A 16,313-nucleotide genomic window follows, 5' to 3' on the forward strand; every position below is an offset into this window, starting at 1 on the left:
TCAGCTGTTCTGTGCAGCCTTGGCGTTTTGCAGTTGCCGGGCTTTTTCCGTCAACAAGGCTTTTTCTTCCGGGCTCATGCTGTCCAGGCGCAACCGCGTCCGGGCCAGTTTCTCCAGTTGACCGGGGCTGCTTTCCCGAGATCGCAACACCAATGCCAAACCCGCCACGGTCGGATGATCAAACACCACACCGGGATGGATTTCGCACTGCAACAACTTGCGAATACCGGCCACCAGTTTGATCACCAACAACGAATGGCCACCGGCGGCGAAGAAATCCCGATCAATGCCCAAACGCTCAACACCCAGCAGCTGCGCCATGCGTGCCGCGAGCAATTGCTCGAGCGCATCCCGTGGCGCCAGACATTCTTCGTCAGCCAGGCTTGCGCTGAGTTGCTGCAACGTCTTGCGGTCGATCTTGCCATTGGCCAGCCGTGGAAAACGTTCGATGAACTGCACGTGCTGCGGCAGCATCACGGCGGGCAGGCGCTGGGCCAGTTCGCTGCGAACGACCTCAAGCAAGGCCGGCGAAGGTGGCTGCTGAGGCACGACGAATGCCTGCATCCCCTGTTCAGCTGTAGCGCCTGGCAACACCAGTGCTTCAGCGACCTGAGGCAGGCTCAGCAATTGGGCCTCGATCTCCGCCAGTTCGATACGGAACCCACGCACCTTGATTTGCTGGTCGCGCCGACCGTGCAACTGAATCGCAAAATCTGGACGATAGCGCGCCAGATCTCCGGTGCGATACAGACGTTCCTGAGGATTGAACGGGCTCTGAATGAACGCTTGCCCATCGGCCTCGGCATTGATGTAACCACGGCATAATTGCGCGCCCCCCAGGTACAATTCGCCCAACATCCCGACCGGGGCCAGTCGCAGATGGTCGTCAAGGACATACACCTGATTGTTACCCAGCACCTGGCCGAGGGCGGCAGTCTCTTGAATTCCACCGTCCAGCACCAGCGGATGGATCAGCACACCCACCGTCGCCTCCGTCGGGCCGTAGTGGTTGAACACCCGGCAATCGCTGCGCAACTGAGCGATACGCTCAAGCAGCGTTGGGGCGATCGGTTCGCCACCGAGAATCAGCGTAGACGGCAGTAGCGGACTGTCGCTGTCGAGCAGCGCGGCAAGGTGCGACGGAACGATCTTCAGGCAATCGATAGCCTGCTGTTTCAGGTAGTCGGCGAACAACCGGCCGTCCTGCATCTGCTCGTCACTGGCCACATGCAACGTCGCACCGTTGAACAAGGCGCCAAACAATGCGGTGTTACCCAGGTCCGCCGCCACGGTGGAGGTGAAGCCAACGTGTTTGCACTGATCCAGCCCCAGGGCCTGACTGGCATGGACCGTGTAATTGAGCAATTGTCGATGCTCGATTACCACGCCTTTGGGCACACCGGTGGAGCCTGAAGTGAACAGCACATAGGCCGCATCGCTGCCCTGTGTATCGGGCTCGATGGCCGGTGCCGACAGGTCCGCCAATTGGTGCAATTGATTCAGCGTGCAGACGCTCAACGAATGACCGTGCCACTGATCAATCTGCGCGGCATCCACCAGCAGCAAAGCGGCCCCGGCCTGCTCCAGCATCAACGCCTGACGCGCCATCGGCCATTGCGGGTCCAGCGGCAGATACGCCGCACCGACACGCCAGGCCGCCAGCATCGCCACCACCAGATCGGCCGAGCGCGGCAACGCCAACGCGACGATCGAACCTCGGGCCAGGCCCTGGGCTTTCAAAGCCTTGGCCAACACGTCGACATTGGCCTGCAATTGCCCGTAGCTCAGGTGTTGCTGCGCGTCGGTCAGTGCGACAGTGTCCGGTGTGGCATGCGCCCAATCGGCAATGCGCTGTGGCAAGTATCGGCCATCCACCAGCGGCCGAGGTGGCGGGTTGATTGCCAGCAAGCGTTGTTGCTCGGCGGCCCCCAGCAATGCCAGTTGCCCCGGCTCGGCTTGAGGATTGGCCACGATGCTCGCCAGCAATACGCTGAACTGCGTCATCAGCCCTTCGACAGCCATCAGCGAATAACGCTGCGTGGCGTAATGAAGATGCAGGCGGCCCGATTCGCCCGGTTCGAGTTGTAGCATCAGTTCAAATTGAGTTTCCCGAGCAACGGGACGCTGCACGGGTGTCCACTGCAGCGTGCTTGAAGTCTGGGGCTGCGGTGCACGCCAGACCGCGAAACCATAGGCCGGTCTGGCCGCTGCGGATGCAAGTTCCGGTGACCAGTATTCCTGCCAGGTGCGGTGCTCATCCAGGCGCGCCGCCAGTTCACCGACCCAGGCGCTGAACGAAGTACGTGCCGCCATCGACAAATGCAGCGGCAGGGTTTTCTCGAAAACGCCCACGGCGTCGCAGAAATACTCGTAGTCGTCGCGACTGTCGTGCCGCACCCCGACCAGTATCTGTTCGTTCCCGCCCAGACGCCCCAACAGCAACCACCAGGCGGCTTGCATCACGACGCTCAGCGGTTGCGCCAGCGAGCCTGCCAACTGCTGCAGCGCGTTATGCAGCGTGGGCTCGAGCGTGGTCGTCAACAGCGCTGTCGCGGACGATGTCTCGGCGGTTGCGGCCCGGTAGCCCAGCCATGGGGTGGACAGGTCGACATCCGCGCCTTGGAGGTGCTGCTGCCAGTAAGTCCGGGCACTGGCCGCATCCTCGTCGAGCACCACTTCGCTGCGCCATTCCAGGTACTGGGTGAATTCCCCGGTCTCGTCATCAGCCTCGGCCAGCCCCTGCTCATACGCCCGCAACAGTTGCTGATAAATCAGCCGCAAGCCGCTTTCATCGATGCAGTGCCGGGCAACGCCGAGCACCAGGGTCCAGTGATTGTCCGCCTGGTGATAGAGCATCGCCTGAGCGCTCTCCGACTCACCGACGACAAACGATCGTGCCGCCCATTCGGCGAGTTGAGCGTGGATTTCGACCGCCGTTTCCAGGCGTGTCTGCACCGTCAACGGGAAGCGCCCGGCCCCCCCGGCGAACTGGCGCAGACCATGGAAGCCCGGCGCCTTGGCCAGGCGCGGCACCAGCATCGGTTGCTGCGCCAACAGCGCATCCAGCGCCGCTTGCAGACGCTGCGGGTCAAGCGCACCGGTAATGTCCACTTCCAGCAAATGCAGCGCATCACTGCAGGCCGGGGCCTTGGGCAGTTGCTCGAGCAATCCTTGCTGCTCGGGAGTCAGGGCGAAACCCAGGTCCTGCGCGTCCATCGATACCTCGTTCATGCTCCGGTTTCCTCGGTGTTCATGGCGCCTTGGGCGGTCTGTGCGCTTTCAAGGGCACTGCGGTCGAACATGTCGCCCATGGCGACGACGATCTTGCGCGGGCCTTCGAACGGGTCGCGGGCGTGAGCCACAAGCATGTTGTCCAGCAGGATCGCATCGCCTTTTTGCCAGTCGAAACGCACCGCACATTCCTCGTACAACTCACCGATGCGCTGCATCACCTCGTCTTCGATCGGCGAGCCATCGCCGTAATAGACATGACGCGGCATCCGCTCCAGGCCGAACATCGACAGCAGGTCTTCACGCACATCCGGCTCCAGCCAATAGATGTGGTGCAACTGCACCTGATTGAAGAACGACTTCTCGCCGGTGATCGGGTGACGGATGATCGCCGGCCCCGGAGTACGGGTTTGCAACTCATCGTTGTCGAGCCAGCGCCATTCGATACCACCGGCACGGCAACGGGCCTCGACCTCGGCGCGATCTTCGGTCTTGAAGAAGTGCTGCCAGGACACGTCGAGCTTGTCGGTGAACGTGCGTACGTAGAGCAAGCCCTTGTTTTCGAACTTTTCACGCAGGTCCGCCGGCAGTTTTTCGTACATCAACCGGCAATCGACCACCGGCGTCGCACCGCCCACGGGCGCCGCCTGCTCGCAATAGAACATCTGCTTGCGCGGCCAGCGATCCTGATGCGAACTCTCGTTGTGGAACAGGATCATCTTGCGTTCCGGGTACGGCGTGGAGCGGTAGGTGTTCTTGCCGCCCTCCTTTTTCGGCAGGTCGCCATACTGGCCATAGAGCCCCGGCTGGATCGCTTCGGCAAAGGCTTCAAAGCCCTGAATACCGTCCAGTTCGAAGCCGCGGAACAGAATGCCGGCGTGCTCGGCCAGTTTCTGTTCGATCAATGGCCGGTTGTGGTTGATCCACTCGATCACGTCCAGGTGCGGCTCGTTCGGCTCCACCAGCAACGGAAACCGCTGCGGCGCAACCAGCAGGGATTCACGCAGCGGCGACGGCCGGACTTTGGCGACCGGAGTCGCGGAACGCTTGAGGAATTTGCCGAGTTTGTCGGCCTTGGGTCCCGGGGCGGTGGCGGGCATAGCAGCCACCGCGCGGTTGTCGACAGGCATACTGAGAGCTCCCAATTGAATGTCCTGATCAGCGACGATCTGTTCCAACAGGGCTATCCAGGCCTTGACAAGGTACTGAATGCGCTCATGTCCGAACAAGGTTGTGGCGAATTGCCAAGTACCCAGCAATTGCCCTTCTTCATCGTCAACGAACAATGCCATGTCGAATTTAGAATGGGTCTCGAGCGCCGGCAGCGCTTCCACGCTCAAACCGCCCATGGCCTGGACGCGTCCCGGCAGGTTGTTCATCACGAACAACACCTGCACCAACGGGTTCATACCCTTGTGTCGCGGCACGCCCGAGGCGTCAACGATCATGTCGAACGGCAGGTCCTGATGCTCCAGGGCGCTGAGCAGGGTTTCCTGGGTCTGCGCGAGGAAGTTAGAGAACACGGCGCCGGCCTCGAACCGCGAACGCAGCGGCAGCACGTTGACGAAGAAACCGATCAGCCGCTCAAGCTCCGGCTGCTCACGCCCGGCGACATCGGCGCCGACCAGCACATCGGCACCACCACTGACCTGGTGCAGCAGCACCTGGAACGATGCCAGCAGCGTGCTGTACAACGTGACGCCTGCGTCCATGGATAGCTTGCGCAGTGCGCGGCTCAAACCGGTGGTAAGCCGGAACTGCACCGCGTCACCCTCATAGGACGGCGTCAGGCCGCGCGGGTTATCCAGTGGCAACGTCAACTGCCCGCTGTAACCGGTGAGCCGGTCTTTCCAGTACTCGGCCTGCTGTCCCAGAATCCCTTGCTGCTCAAGCGCCTGCTGCCAGAGTGCGAAGTCGGAATACTGCACCTCCAGCGCCGGCAGTGGCGTCAGATCGCCGTCCTCGGCACGGTCGTAGCTGTCGTAAATTTGCACCAATTCATTAATCAAAACCCCCATCGACCAACCATCGGAAATGATGTGGTGCATGGCGTACAGCAACACATGTTCGGTCGGCCCCAGGTGCAGGATTCGCCCACGCAACAGCGGTGCCTGTTCCAGGTCGATCGGTGTACGCGCGTTATCCAGTGCCGCTTGCGCCACCTGTTCTTCCTGAGCACTGCGCGACAGACCGGACAGGTCGATCACCGGGAAGTCCAGCTCGACATGCTCGGCGATCAGCGCAATCGGGTCGCCCTCGTCGTCCTGTGTATAGGCGGTGCGCAGCACTTCGTGGCGGCGCACCACCTCTGCAAAGCTACTCAACAGTCGCTCGACCGACAGCTCGCCGCGCAAGCGCAGGGCCATCGGCATGCCGTAGGTCGACGTGCCCCCGGACAACTGCTCGGCGATCCACAGACGGCGTTGCACCAACGACAACGGTGCGCTGTTCTTGGCGCCATGGGCCTTGAGCGCCACAGAACCAGCGCCCGTGCCCGTCGCTGGCGCGTCCTGCTGCTGGCGCATCCAGATCGCCAGATCCTTGAGGCGCGGATGGTTGAACAGGTCACGCAAGCTCAGCGGATGCGCCGAAAGTTTGCGCAACCGTGAAACCGCCTGAGTCGCCAGCAGGGAATGCCCGCCCAACTCGAAGAAGTGATCCTCGCGACCGACCCGCTCGAGTTCCAGCACGTTCTGCCAGACCGTCGCAATCTGTTCTTCGAGTTCGCCGACCGGTGCGACAAAGTCCCGAGACGATGCGCTGACATCAATGCTCGGCAACGCCTTGCGATCGATCTTGCCATTGGGCGTCAGTGGCAGGCTTTCGAGGAACAGCACATGCGCCGGCACCATGTAATCCGGCAGGCTTTCCTTGAGATGAGCCTTAAGTCGTGCTTTGAGTTCTTCGCGCAGTACGGCCTGTGCCGAGGCCTCGCCAAGCGCCAGCGCCGGGTCATCGAACACTACGTAGGCGACCAACTGCTGGCCCAACGCGCCCGGATGCGCCACGACCAGCGCCTGCCGCACGCTCGGCGCCTGAAGCAGACGGGTTTCGATCTCGCCTAGCTCGATACGGAAGCCACGCACTTTCACTTGATGGTCGATACGCCCGGCGTATTGCAATGTGCCGTCGGCCTGATAGCGGGCCAGGTCACCGGTGCGGTACAAGCGTTCGCCGTTGCTGGCAAACGGGTTCGGCACGAACTTCTCGGCGGTCATCGCCGGGCGCCCCAGGTAACCGCGGGTGATGCCGGCACCGGCCAGGTACAACTCGGCCGATGCGCCCAGCGGCGCCGGTTGCAGATCGGCCCCCAGCAGGTAGCTGGCGGTGCCTTTGAGCGGCCGACCGATGTTCGCCGTGCCGCCGGCTTCGCGGCGACTCCAGGTGGAGTAGGTGGTGTCTTCCGACGGGCCATACAGGTCGTAGACATTTTCGATGCTCGCCTGTTGGTACAACGTCTCCACCAGACTCTGCTTCAGTGGCTCACCGGCGAGGTTGATGATGCGCACGCCTGACGGAATCTGCCCGGCGTCCTGCAAAGCGGCAATGGCCGACGGCACGGTGTTGATCAGGCGCACCTGCTCCCGCGCCGGCAAGTGCGGCAGTTCCAGCGCATTGCGGGCGATGATCAGCGAACCGCCGTTGGCCAGGGTGACAAACAGCTCCCACACCGACAGGTCGAAGCACACCGACGTCGAGGCCAATACCCCTTGAATGTCGTCGCGGCTGTACACCGATCGCGACCAGTCCATTAGCGCCAGCACATTGCGATGGGTAATCGCCACGCCTTTGGGCTTGCCGGTGGAACCGGAGGTGTAGATCACGTAGGCCAGGTTGTCCGGCGTCACCGCGGTCACCGGCGCGTGGTGCGGATAAGCCGCCAGTGGCGCTTCGAGCTGATCGAGCAGCAGCACCTGAGTATCAGCGCCTGTGGCCAGCGTCGTCGCCACCGCCTGTTCGGTCAGCAGCACCAGGGCACGGCTGTCCTCAAGCATGTAGGCCACGCGATCGGCCGGATAATCCGGGTCCAGCGGCACATAGGCGCCACCGGCCTTGAGCACCGCCAGCAGCGCCACCAGCAAATTGTCGGAACGCTGCATCGCCACGCCAACACGGACTTCCGGGCCGACACCGCATTCGATCAGCTTGTGGGCCAGACGATTGGCCCGCGCATCGATGTCAGCGTAAGTCAGTTGCCGATTGCCGAAGGTCACGGCCAACGCTTGCGGCTGGAGGGCGACCTGACGTTCGATCATCTGCTGAATGCACAGATCCTCGACGCCACAGGCTTCGGTGCGGTTCCAGTCGCGCAGTACCCATTGCTGTTCGGCTTCGTCCAGCAACGCCAACTCGCCGAGACAACGCTCGGCGCTGGCGCTCATATGGATCAACAGGTGCTGCAACTGGGCGGCCAGTGTCGCCACGGTGGCCGCGGCAAAACGGCTGTGCTGATAGCTGAAATGCACCGTCAATCGGCTGTCCAGGCTCACCGCCAGCGTCAACGGGTAGTTGGTTTGCTCATGCCTGGCCACCTCGCCGAAGCGCAGATCTTGCGGCGCGCCCTGTTGCAGGGCCTCGGCGATCGGGTAGTTCTCGAACACCAGAATGTTGTCGAACAGGGCTTCACCGCCCTGCCCGGCCCAGCGCTGAATGTCGAACAGCGGCGTATGTTCCTGCTCACGCAATAACAGATTCTGCGCCTGCACCTGCTGCAACCACTGCGCCAACGGTTGTTCGGCACGGGGGCTGGCGATGACCGGCAAGGTGTTGATGAACAGACCGATCTGCTGTTCTACCCCACTCAGCTGCGCCGGACGACCAGAAACCGTGGCGCCGAAACTGACGGTGTCCTGCCCGGTGTAGCGCTGCAACAACAGCAGCCAGGCGGCCTGAACCAGCGTGTTGACGGTGACTTTCTGTCCCCGGGCAAAGGTGTTGAGGTCATCGGTGACAGCGGCGTCCAGGATCAGGAAATGCTCACCCTGCGTATCGATGCCAGCCTGGTTGCCACGGTAAACGAGCGCATCGGCCAGACGGGTCGGTGCTTCGTAGTTCGCCAGTTGGTCCTTCCAGAAGTGCTCGGCGACCTGCGCGTCCTGTTGCCCCAACCACTGGATGTAATCCCGATAACGACCCGCCGCGATCGCCGGTGCCTGGCCGCTGTAGCGTTGCAGCACTTCGCCCAGCAGCTGTGAGTTGCTCCAGCCATCCATCAGAATGTGGTGGCTGGTGTAAATCAGCTGAAAGCGTTCGGCGGCGACTTGTACCACCACCAGGCGCAGCAGAGGCACTGGCTCATGCAGGTCGAAGCCCTGTTGCCGTTGTGCATGAGCCAGTGCCTCGAGCGCCTGGGGCAGGTCGTTCTGCCCACGCCAGTCATGGAAGGTGAACGGCACTGGCAAGCGCTTGTGGATCACTTGCTGTGGCCGCTGCAATTCGCCGTCCCAGACAAAACTGCTACGCAGCACATCGTGCGCATCCAGTGCCGCTTGCCAAGCGTCGCGGAAACGCTCGACCTGCAAACCTTCGACGTCCACGCACAGCTGATTGATGTAATCGCCGGCCTGCTGCTCGTAGAGGGTGTGGAACAACATGCCTTGCTGCATCGGTGACAACGGGTAAATGTCTTCGACCTGGCGTGGCGCCACGGGCAACGAATCGAGCTGGATTTGCGTCAACCCGGCCAGCGGGAAGTCCGACGGTGTCAACCCCTGGTGCCGAGCCTGACAGCAGTGCTCGATCAAGATCCCCAGTTCCCGCGCATAAGCATCCGCCAACCGCGCAATGGTCGACTGATCGAACATCTGCCCGCTGAATGTCCAGCCGATACTCAATTCGCCGCCATACACCCGACCATTGAGGGTCAGCCAATTGTCCAGAGACGCCAGCGGACTTTGCTGCGCGCCCGCCGATTCGCTGGCCGGGGTGAACAGTGCGCCCGCCTCGTCGCCAAACCCGGCATCGAACTGGCCCAGGTAGTTGAAGGTAATGCGCGGCACGGGCAAGGCTTGCAGCGCCTGCCGGGTGCTGTCATTGCCCAGATAGCGCAGCGCGCCAAAGCCCAGGCCTTTATCGGGGATCGCCCGCAGTTGCTCTTTGATCGCCTTGATCGAGTCCTGCGCAGTCGCCGCCGGGGTCAGCCTGACCGGGAACAGACTGGTGAACCAGCCTACGCTGCGGCTCAAGTCGAGTTCTTCGAACAACGCTTCGCGACCATGGCCCTCGAGCTGGATCAAGGCCGATGCATCGCCCGTCCAGTCAGCGATCACCCGCGCCAGCGCCGTCAGCAACAGATCGTTAACCTGTGTGCGATAGGCCGCCGGCGCCTCCTGCAACAGCTGTCGGGTCTGCTCTTTGTCCAGACGGGTCTGCACATGCAAGGCGTGACGATTGTGCAACTCGCCCTGTGGTCGATCGCAAGGCAAGTCATTGCGCGAATCCTGCAATTGCCCTTGCCAGAACGTCAGCTGAGCCTGCATCACCGCACTGTCGGCATGTTGTTGCAAGCGCCGCGCCCAGGCCTGGGTGGCGCTGGTCTTGGCCTGCAATTTGAGCGCTTCGCCGGCCTGCAACTGCTCGTAAGCCTGTTGCAGGTCTTCGAGCAGAATGCGCCAGGACACGCCGTCGACGACCAGATGGTGGATCACCAGCAACAGACGCTGGCTGCCATCGGCCATGTTCGCCAGCACGGCGCGCAGCAGATTGCCGCTCGCAAGTTCGAGGCTGCGCTGGGCCTGCTCACCCAACTGCTCGAGCGCCGCCGGATCGGCGATCTCGGCGGTCCACAGCAAAGGCGACTGTTGCCAGAGCACCTGTTGCTCAGCCAGCGAACGATGCTGCGCGGTCCAGCGGTTGCCCTGACGGATGAAGGCCAGACGCAACGCGTCGTGATGCGTGATCAGTGCCTGCAACGCACGCTCCAGGTGTTGGGCATGCAACGGTTTGGCGGAGTTGAGCAGCACCGACTGGTTCCAGTGGTGCGGCTCGGCCATCTCGCGCTCAAAGAACAACTGCTGAAATGGCAGCAATGGCGTGTCGCCGGTGACCGGGCCCTGGTCGATGCTCAACCCGCTGTCGCCGACAGTCGCCACCGCCGCGAGGCTTTGCACGTTCTGGTGCAGGAACAAATCTTTGGGGCTGAAATGGATCCCTGCCTGACGCGCCCGGCTGACCACTTGAATCGAGATGATCGAATCGCCACCCAGCTCGAAGAAGTTGTCGCTGATACCCACCTGCGGCCGACCCAGCACGCTTTGCCAGATCTCCACCAACGCCTGTTCGGTGGCAGTGGTCGGTGCGGCGTAAGCCTTGCTGCTGGTGGTCGTGTCAGCCTTTGGCAACGCCTTGCGTTCCAGTTTGCCGTTGGGGCTGACCGGCATTTTCTCCAGCCACAGCCAATGCTGCGGGACCATGTAATCCGGCAAGGTCTGGCTCAAGTATTCCTTGAGGCTGCGCTGCACGGCGTTGCGAACGTCATCATCGGCATGCAGCAGTGCGTCGCGGGCCGGCACCACATACGCCACCAACAGCGTGCCGTCCTGGGCGATGACCACCGTTTCACGGACTTCGTCGTGTTCGGCCAGGCGCGCTTCGATCTCGCCCAATTCGATGCGCAGGCCACGGATTTTCACCTGATGGTCCATGCGCCCGGCGTACTCGATCACCCCGTCGGCACGATAACGCGCCAGGTCACCGGTGCGGTACAGACGCTGGCCGTCGCCGAAGGCACTGGTGACAAACCGCTCGGCGGTCAGTGCTGCACGGCGGTGATAACCCCGGGCCAGGCCTTCGCCGCCCAAGTACAACTCACCGATCACACCCACCGGTACCGGCGACAACTCGTGATCGAGAATGTAAGTGCCCAGGTTGGCGATCGGCTGGCCGATCGGCACGCTGTCGCGACCTTCCTCGATGCACGTCCAGTGCGTGACGTCGATGGCTGCTTCGGTCGGGCCGTAGAGGTTGTACAGCCCGGCATTGGGCAGCTTGGCAAACACTTGCTGCTGCGCATCCACTTGCAGGGCTTCGCCACTGCACACGATCCGGGTCAGGCTGGTGCACTCGCCCACCGAAGGGTCTTGCAGGAACGCCTGCAACATCGACGGCACGAAGTGCAGCGTGGTGATGCGTTGTGCGGTGATCAGTTCAATCAACTGCGCCGGATCACGATGAATACCCGGCGCGGCCACTACCAGTGTCGAGCCGGTCAACAGCGGCCAGAAGAATTCCCAGACAGAGACATCGAAGCTGAACGGGGTCTTTTGCAGCACGCTGTCCGTGGCGTCGAGTCGATAGGCCTGTTGCATCCAGCACAGGCGATTGACCAGCGCTGAATGACGGTTGCCCGCCCCTTTCGGTTTGCCGGTGGAGCCCGAGGTGTAGATCACGTAAGCGAGGTTTTCACCTTCAAGGTCGACGCTTGGGTTGGAATCGCTGCGCCCTTCCAGCCAATCGCCGTCCTGATCCAGCACCAGGCTGCGAATGCCTGCCGGGATCGGCAATTGCTCAAGCAAGTGGCTCTGGGTCAGCAACAGCTGAATGCCGCTGTCTTCAAACATGTAGGCCAGGCGTTCCTGCGGGTACTCCGGGTCCAACGGCAAATAAGCACCGCCCGCCTTGAGGATCGCCAACAAGCCCACGACCATTTCCACCGACCGCTCGACCGCGATGCCCACTAGCACATCCGGGCCGACGCCCTGCTCAATCAGCACGTGAGCCAGTTGATTGGCTCGGCCATTGAGCTCCGCGTAGCTCAAATGTTGTTCAGCAAACACCAGCGCACACGCATTCGGGGTTTTACCGACCTGTTCTTCGATCAGGTCATGCACGCTGCGGCTCAACGGGTAGTCGACAGCGGTGGCGTTCCAGTCGACAACCGTCAGTTGCCGCTCCTGGTCATCAAGCACTGCCAATTGCCCGACCGGCCGGTTGATGTCCTCGACCAGGCCCCGCAGCAGATTCAGCCAGTGCCGACCCATGCGCTTGATGGTCGATGGCTCGAACACATCGGTGGCGTAGGTCAGCGAGGCGTGCAGGCCTTGTGGGTTATCACTGGTGTCCAGGGTCAGGTCGAACTGCGCGGTGCGGTGCTCCCAGCTGAGGTTTTCCAGATCGATGCCCGGCAAGGATTCGGCCAGCGTTGACGCCGCTTCACTGCGGTGGTTGAACATCGCCTGGAACAGCGGGCTGTGGCTCAGGTTACGTTGCGGTTGCAAGGCATCGACCAACTGCTCGAACGGCAAGTCCTGATGCATCTGCGCCGCCATGGCCGTCTGCTTCACCTGTTGCAGCAATTGAGCGCCCGTCATCTGGCCGTCGAACTCGGCGCGCAGCACCTGAGTGTTGACGAAGAAGCCGATCAGACGCTCGGTTTCCAGCCGGTTGCGGTTGGCAATGGGCACCCCGACGCGGATGTCGGCCTGGCCACTGTAGCGATGCAACAAGGTCTGGAACGAACCGAGCAACAGCATGAACAGGGTGACGTTTTCGCGCCGGGCCAATGCCTTCAGCTCATTGCTCAGGGATTCGTCGAGGGTGATCGGCAGACGCGCGCCACGGAAACTTTGCTGCGCCGGACGCGGATGATCCAGTGGCAACTCCAGCAGCGGCTGTTCGCTGCCCAGCTTTTCGGTCCAGTACGTCAATTGCCGATCCCGTTCACCGGCGGCCATCCATTGACGCTGCCAGACCGCGTAGTCGGCATACTGCACCGGCAACGCTGGCAGTTCGGCCGGCCGGCCTTGGCTGATCGCCGAGTACAGGCCCATCAGATCATCAATCATCACCTGCAACGACCAGGCGTCGGAGACGATGTGGTGCAGGGTCAGCACCAGCACGTGATCCTGTTCGCCAACCTGCAGCAGGACGAAGCGCACTAACGAACCGTCGAGCACATCGAACGGACGTTGCGTCTCCTGTTCGACGAAGGCCTTGATGCTCGCCTCATCGCTGACGGCCAGCCGCTGTTCGACAAAGCTCACGCGACCTTGCGGGCGGATCACCTGCCAGGTGCGGCCATCTTCTTCGACGAACGCCGTACGCAGGCTCTCGTGGCGCTCCACCAGCGCCTGGAAGCTTTGCTGCAATGCGCTTTTGTCCAACTCGCCGCGCATCCGCAGTGCGGTCGGAATGTTGTAGGCGGCGCTGTCGGGGTCCATTTTCCACAGGAACCATTGACGCTCCTGGGCAAAGGACAGCGCCAGCGGTTGATCACGGTCGACCCGGGTCATCGCCGGTGACTGCTCGCCGGGTTCGGCGCCCAGTGCCTGGACGAAATCCTGCAAGGTGCTGTGCTCGAACAGGCTGCGCAACGGCACCTGGATCTCCAGCATCCGACGTACCCGCGACACCACTTGGGTCACCAACAGGGAGTGCCCACCCAGCTCGAAGAAGTTGTCGGTCAGGCCTACGCGATCCAGCTTCAGCACGTCCTGCCAGATCGCGGCGACTTGCTGTTGCCGTTCGCTCTGCGGGGCGACGTAACGCGTCTGCAACTGGCTGGCATCCACCGCCGGTAACGCCTTGCGATTGAGCTTGCCGTTGGGGGTCAGCGGCAGGCTGGCGAGGAACAGCACATGCGCCGGGACCATGAATTCCGGCAGGCATTCCTTGAGCCGCGCCTTGAGTTCATCACGCATACGCAGTTGATCGTCGGCGGCATTGAGGTCCAGTTGCGGCGCGACCACATAGGCCACCAGTTGCTGGCTGCCCAGGGCTTCCTGCGCCAGCACCGCCACTTCGCGAACTGCTGGCTGCTCCAGCAAACGCGCTTCGATTTCACCCAACTCGATGCGGAAACCGCGGATCTTCACTTGATGGTCGATGCGCCCCATGTACTCGAGCACGCCGTCGTGACGATGGCGCGCCAGGTCGCCCGTGCGGTAGAGCCGCGCACCATTGCCGAATGGGTCAGGCAGGAAGCGCTCGGCAGTCATCGCCGCACGGTCGTGATACCCACGGGCCAGGCCGTCGCCACCGATCAGCAGTTCACCAATGGAGCCCGCCGGGTTCGGCGCCAAATCATCGCCCAAAATGTACAGCGTGGTATTGGCAATCGGTTTGCCAAGGTACGGCTGGCGCTGCTCGCGGGTCAGCTGCCAGGCCGCCGACCAGATGGTGGTTTCGGTCGGGCCATAAAGGTTCCAGACCTGCCCTGCCAGGCCAAGCATGCGCTGGGCCAGGTCATCGGCCAGCGCTTCGCCGCCGCAGAGGAATTTGCAGCCCTGGAGGATGGGAGCCTGTTCGTGGTCGAGCAACATGCGCCAGGTCGACGGCGTGGCCTGCACCACCGTGACCGCCTGTTGCCGGATCATTTCCAGCAACGCTTGTGGGTCCTGGGCGGTCTGCTTGTCCACCAGCACCACACGGGCGCCACTGAGCAGTGGACCGTAGATTTCCAGGCCGAAAATATCGAACGAGAACGTGGTCAGCGACAGCATGCGGTCTTGGGCATCAATTCCCGGCTCCTTGACCATGCTCACCACAAAGTTCACCAGCGCCTGATGGCGCACCATCACCCCTTTGGGCTTGCCGGTGGAACCGGAGGTGTAAATCGCATACGCCAGGTGTTCACCGCTGATCACTACCTGCGGATCGGCTTCGCTGTAACTGCGAGCGTGCTCGCCTTGCGGGTCGAGCAACAGGGTCTGCACGTCAGCCGGAATCGGCAGTTGCCCGATCAAATGCGCCTGGGTCAGCAGCAATTGCAGACCGCTGTCTTCAATCATGTGCGCCAGACGGTCTTCGGGGTACTGCGGGTCCAGCGGCACGTAGGCACCGCCCGCCTTTAGAATCGCCAACAGACCAACGAGCATTTCCAGGCTGCGGTCGATGGCGATACCGACCAATTGATCCGGGCCGACACCCAGTTCGATCAGCCGATGCGCCAACTGGTTAGCCTGGCGATTGAGTTGTGCATAACTCAACGATTGCCCGGCGAACACCAGCGCGGTGGCCTGCGGCGTGCGCAGGGCCTGGGCTTCGATCAGTTGATGGATGCAGCGGTCGGTCGGGTACTCGGCGGCGCTGCGATTCCAGTCCACCAGCACCTGCTGTTGTTCGGCTTCGTCGAGCAGGTCCAGTTCGCCCACCCGCTGCTGCGGATCGGCAACGATGCTGCCCAGCAGGTTTTGCCAATGCCGTGCCAGACGCTCTATGGTCGCGCCGTCAAACAAGTCGGTGGCATAGGTCAGCTGTGCGCCGAGGCCCTCGGGGCCGTCGAATGTTTCCAGGGTCAGGTCGAATTGCGCGGTGCGCGATGGCTGATGCAAGTGGCGGATCGTCAACGCTGACTCGCCTGCGCCCTGCCGGCTTTGGGTGGCGCCGGTGCTCTGGTGGTTGTACATGACCTGGAAAAGCGGGCTGTAACTCAGGCTGCGTTCCGGCTGCAAGGCCTCGACCAGCTGTTCGAAAGGCAGGTCCTGATGCGCCTGGGCGGCCATCGCGGTGTTCTTGACCTGGGCCAGTAACGCGCTGAACGTGGCCTGTGCATCGAATTCGGTCTTGAGCACCTGGGTGTTGACGAAGAAGCCGATCAGCCGCTCAGTCTCGACCCGGTTGCGGTTAGCGGTCGGCACACCGACGCGAATGTCGGCCTGGCCACTGTAGCGATGCAACAAGGTCTGGAAGGACGCCAGCAACAGCATGAACAGCGTGACGTTTTCGCTTTTGGCCAAGGCTCTCAAGCGCTCGCCCAGTGCCGTCGGCAACGCGAGTTCATGACGGGCGCCCCGCAGGCTCTGGACCGCCGGACGCGGGTAATCGGTGGGCAATTCCAGCACCGGATGCTCGCTACCCAAGTGCGCCTGCCAGTAGTCCAGTTGCCGCTCGCGCTCCCCGGCTTCCATCCAGTGCCGCTGCCAGATGCCATAGTCGGCGTACTGGATCGACAACTCCGGCAAAACGAGTTCGTGGCCCTGACGGTAGGCGCCATACAGTTGCAGCAACTCGTCGACCATGACCCGCATCGATGTGCCATCCGAGGCGATGTGGTGCTGGGTCAGGGTCAGCACGTGCTCCTGTGCGCCAAGGCGCAACAGGCTGACACGCAACAACGGCCCGTTGACCAGATCGAAAGGCTGCCC

Annotated in this window: 2 protein-coding genes (1 of these 2 running past the window's edge); both read right to left on the bottom strand. The window is 62.4% G+C overall.

The genetic code is table 11. The features are described from left to right. Complete coding sequence (locus tag AB7M29_RS25380; protein ID WP_454248259.1) at positions 1-3,231, bottom strand: non-ribosomal peptide synthetase; 3,231 nt, start codon at positions 3,229-3,231, stop codon at positions 1-3. After that, a protein-coding gene (locus AB7M29_RS25385) for a non-ribosomal peptide synthase/polyketide synthase (protein ID WP_454248260.1) crosses the window boundary here: on the bottom strand, positions 3,228-16,313 show its 3' portion. Its footprint extends 456 nt past the window's final position; 13,086 of the gene's 13,542 nt are visible here — the last part of the coding sequence; the start codon falls outside the window, past its right edge; it ends in the stop codon at positions 3,228-3,230. The genes AB7M29_RS25380 and AB7M29_RS25385 overlap by 4 nt, the downstream gene beginning before the upstream one ends.

The sequence above is a fragment of the Pseudomonas sp. F-14 TE3623 genome, assembly GCF_053629015.1.

Coding starts and splice junctions, on each gene's coding strand:
- AB7M29_RS25380 (WP_454248259.1), bottom strand. CDS start 3,231: ATGAACGAGGTATCGATGGACGCGCAGGACCTGGGTTTCGCCCTGACT.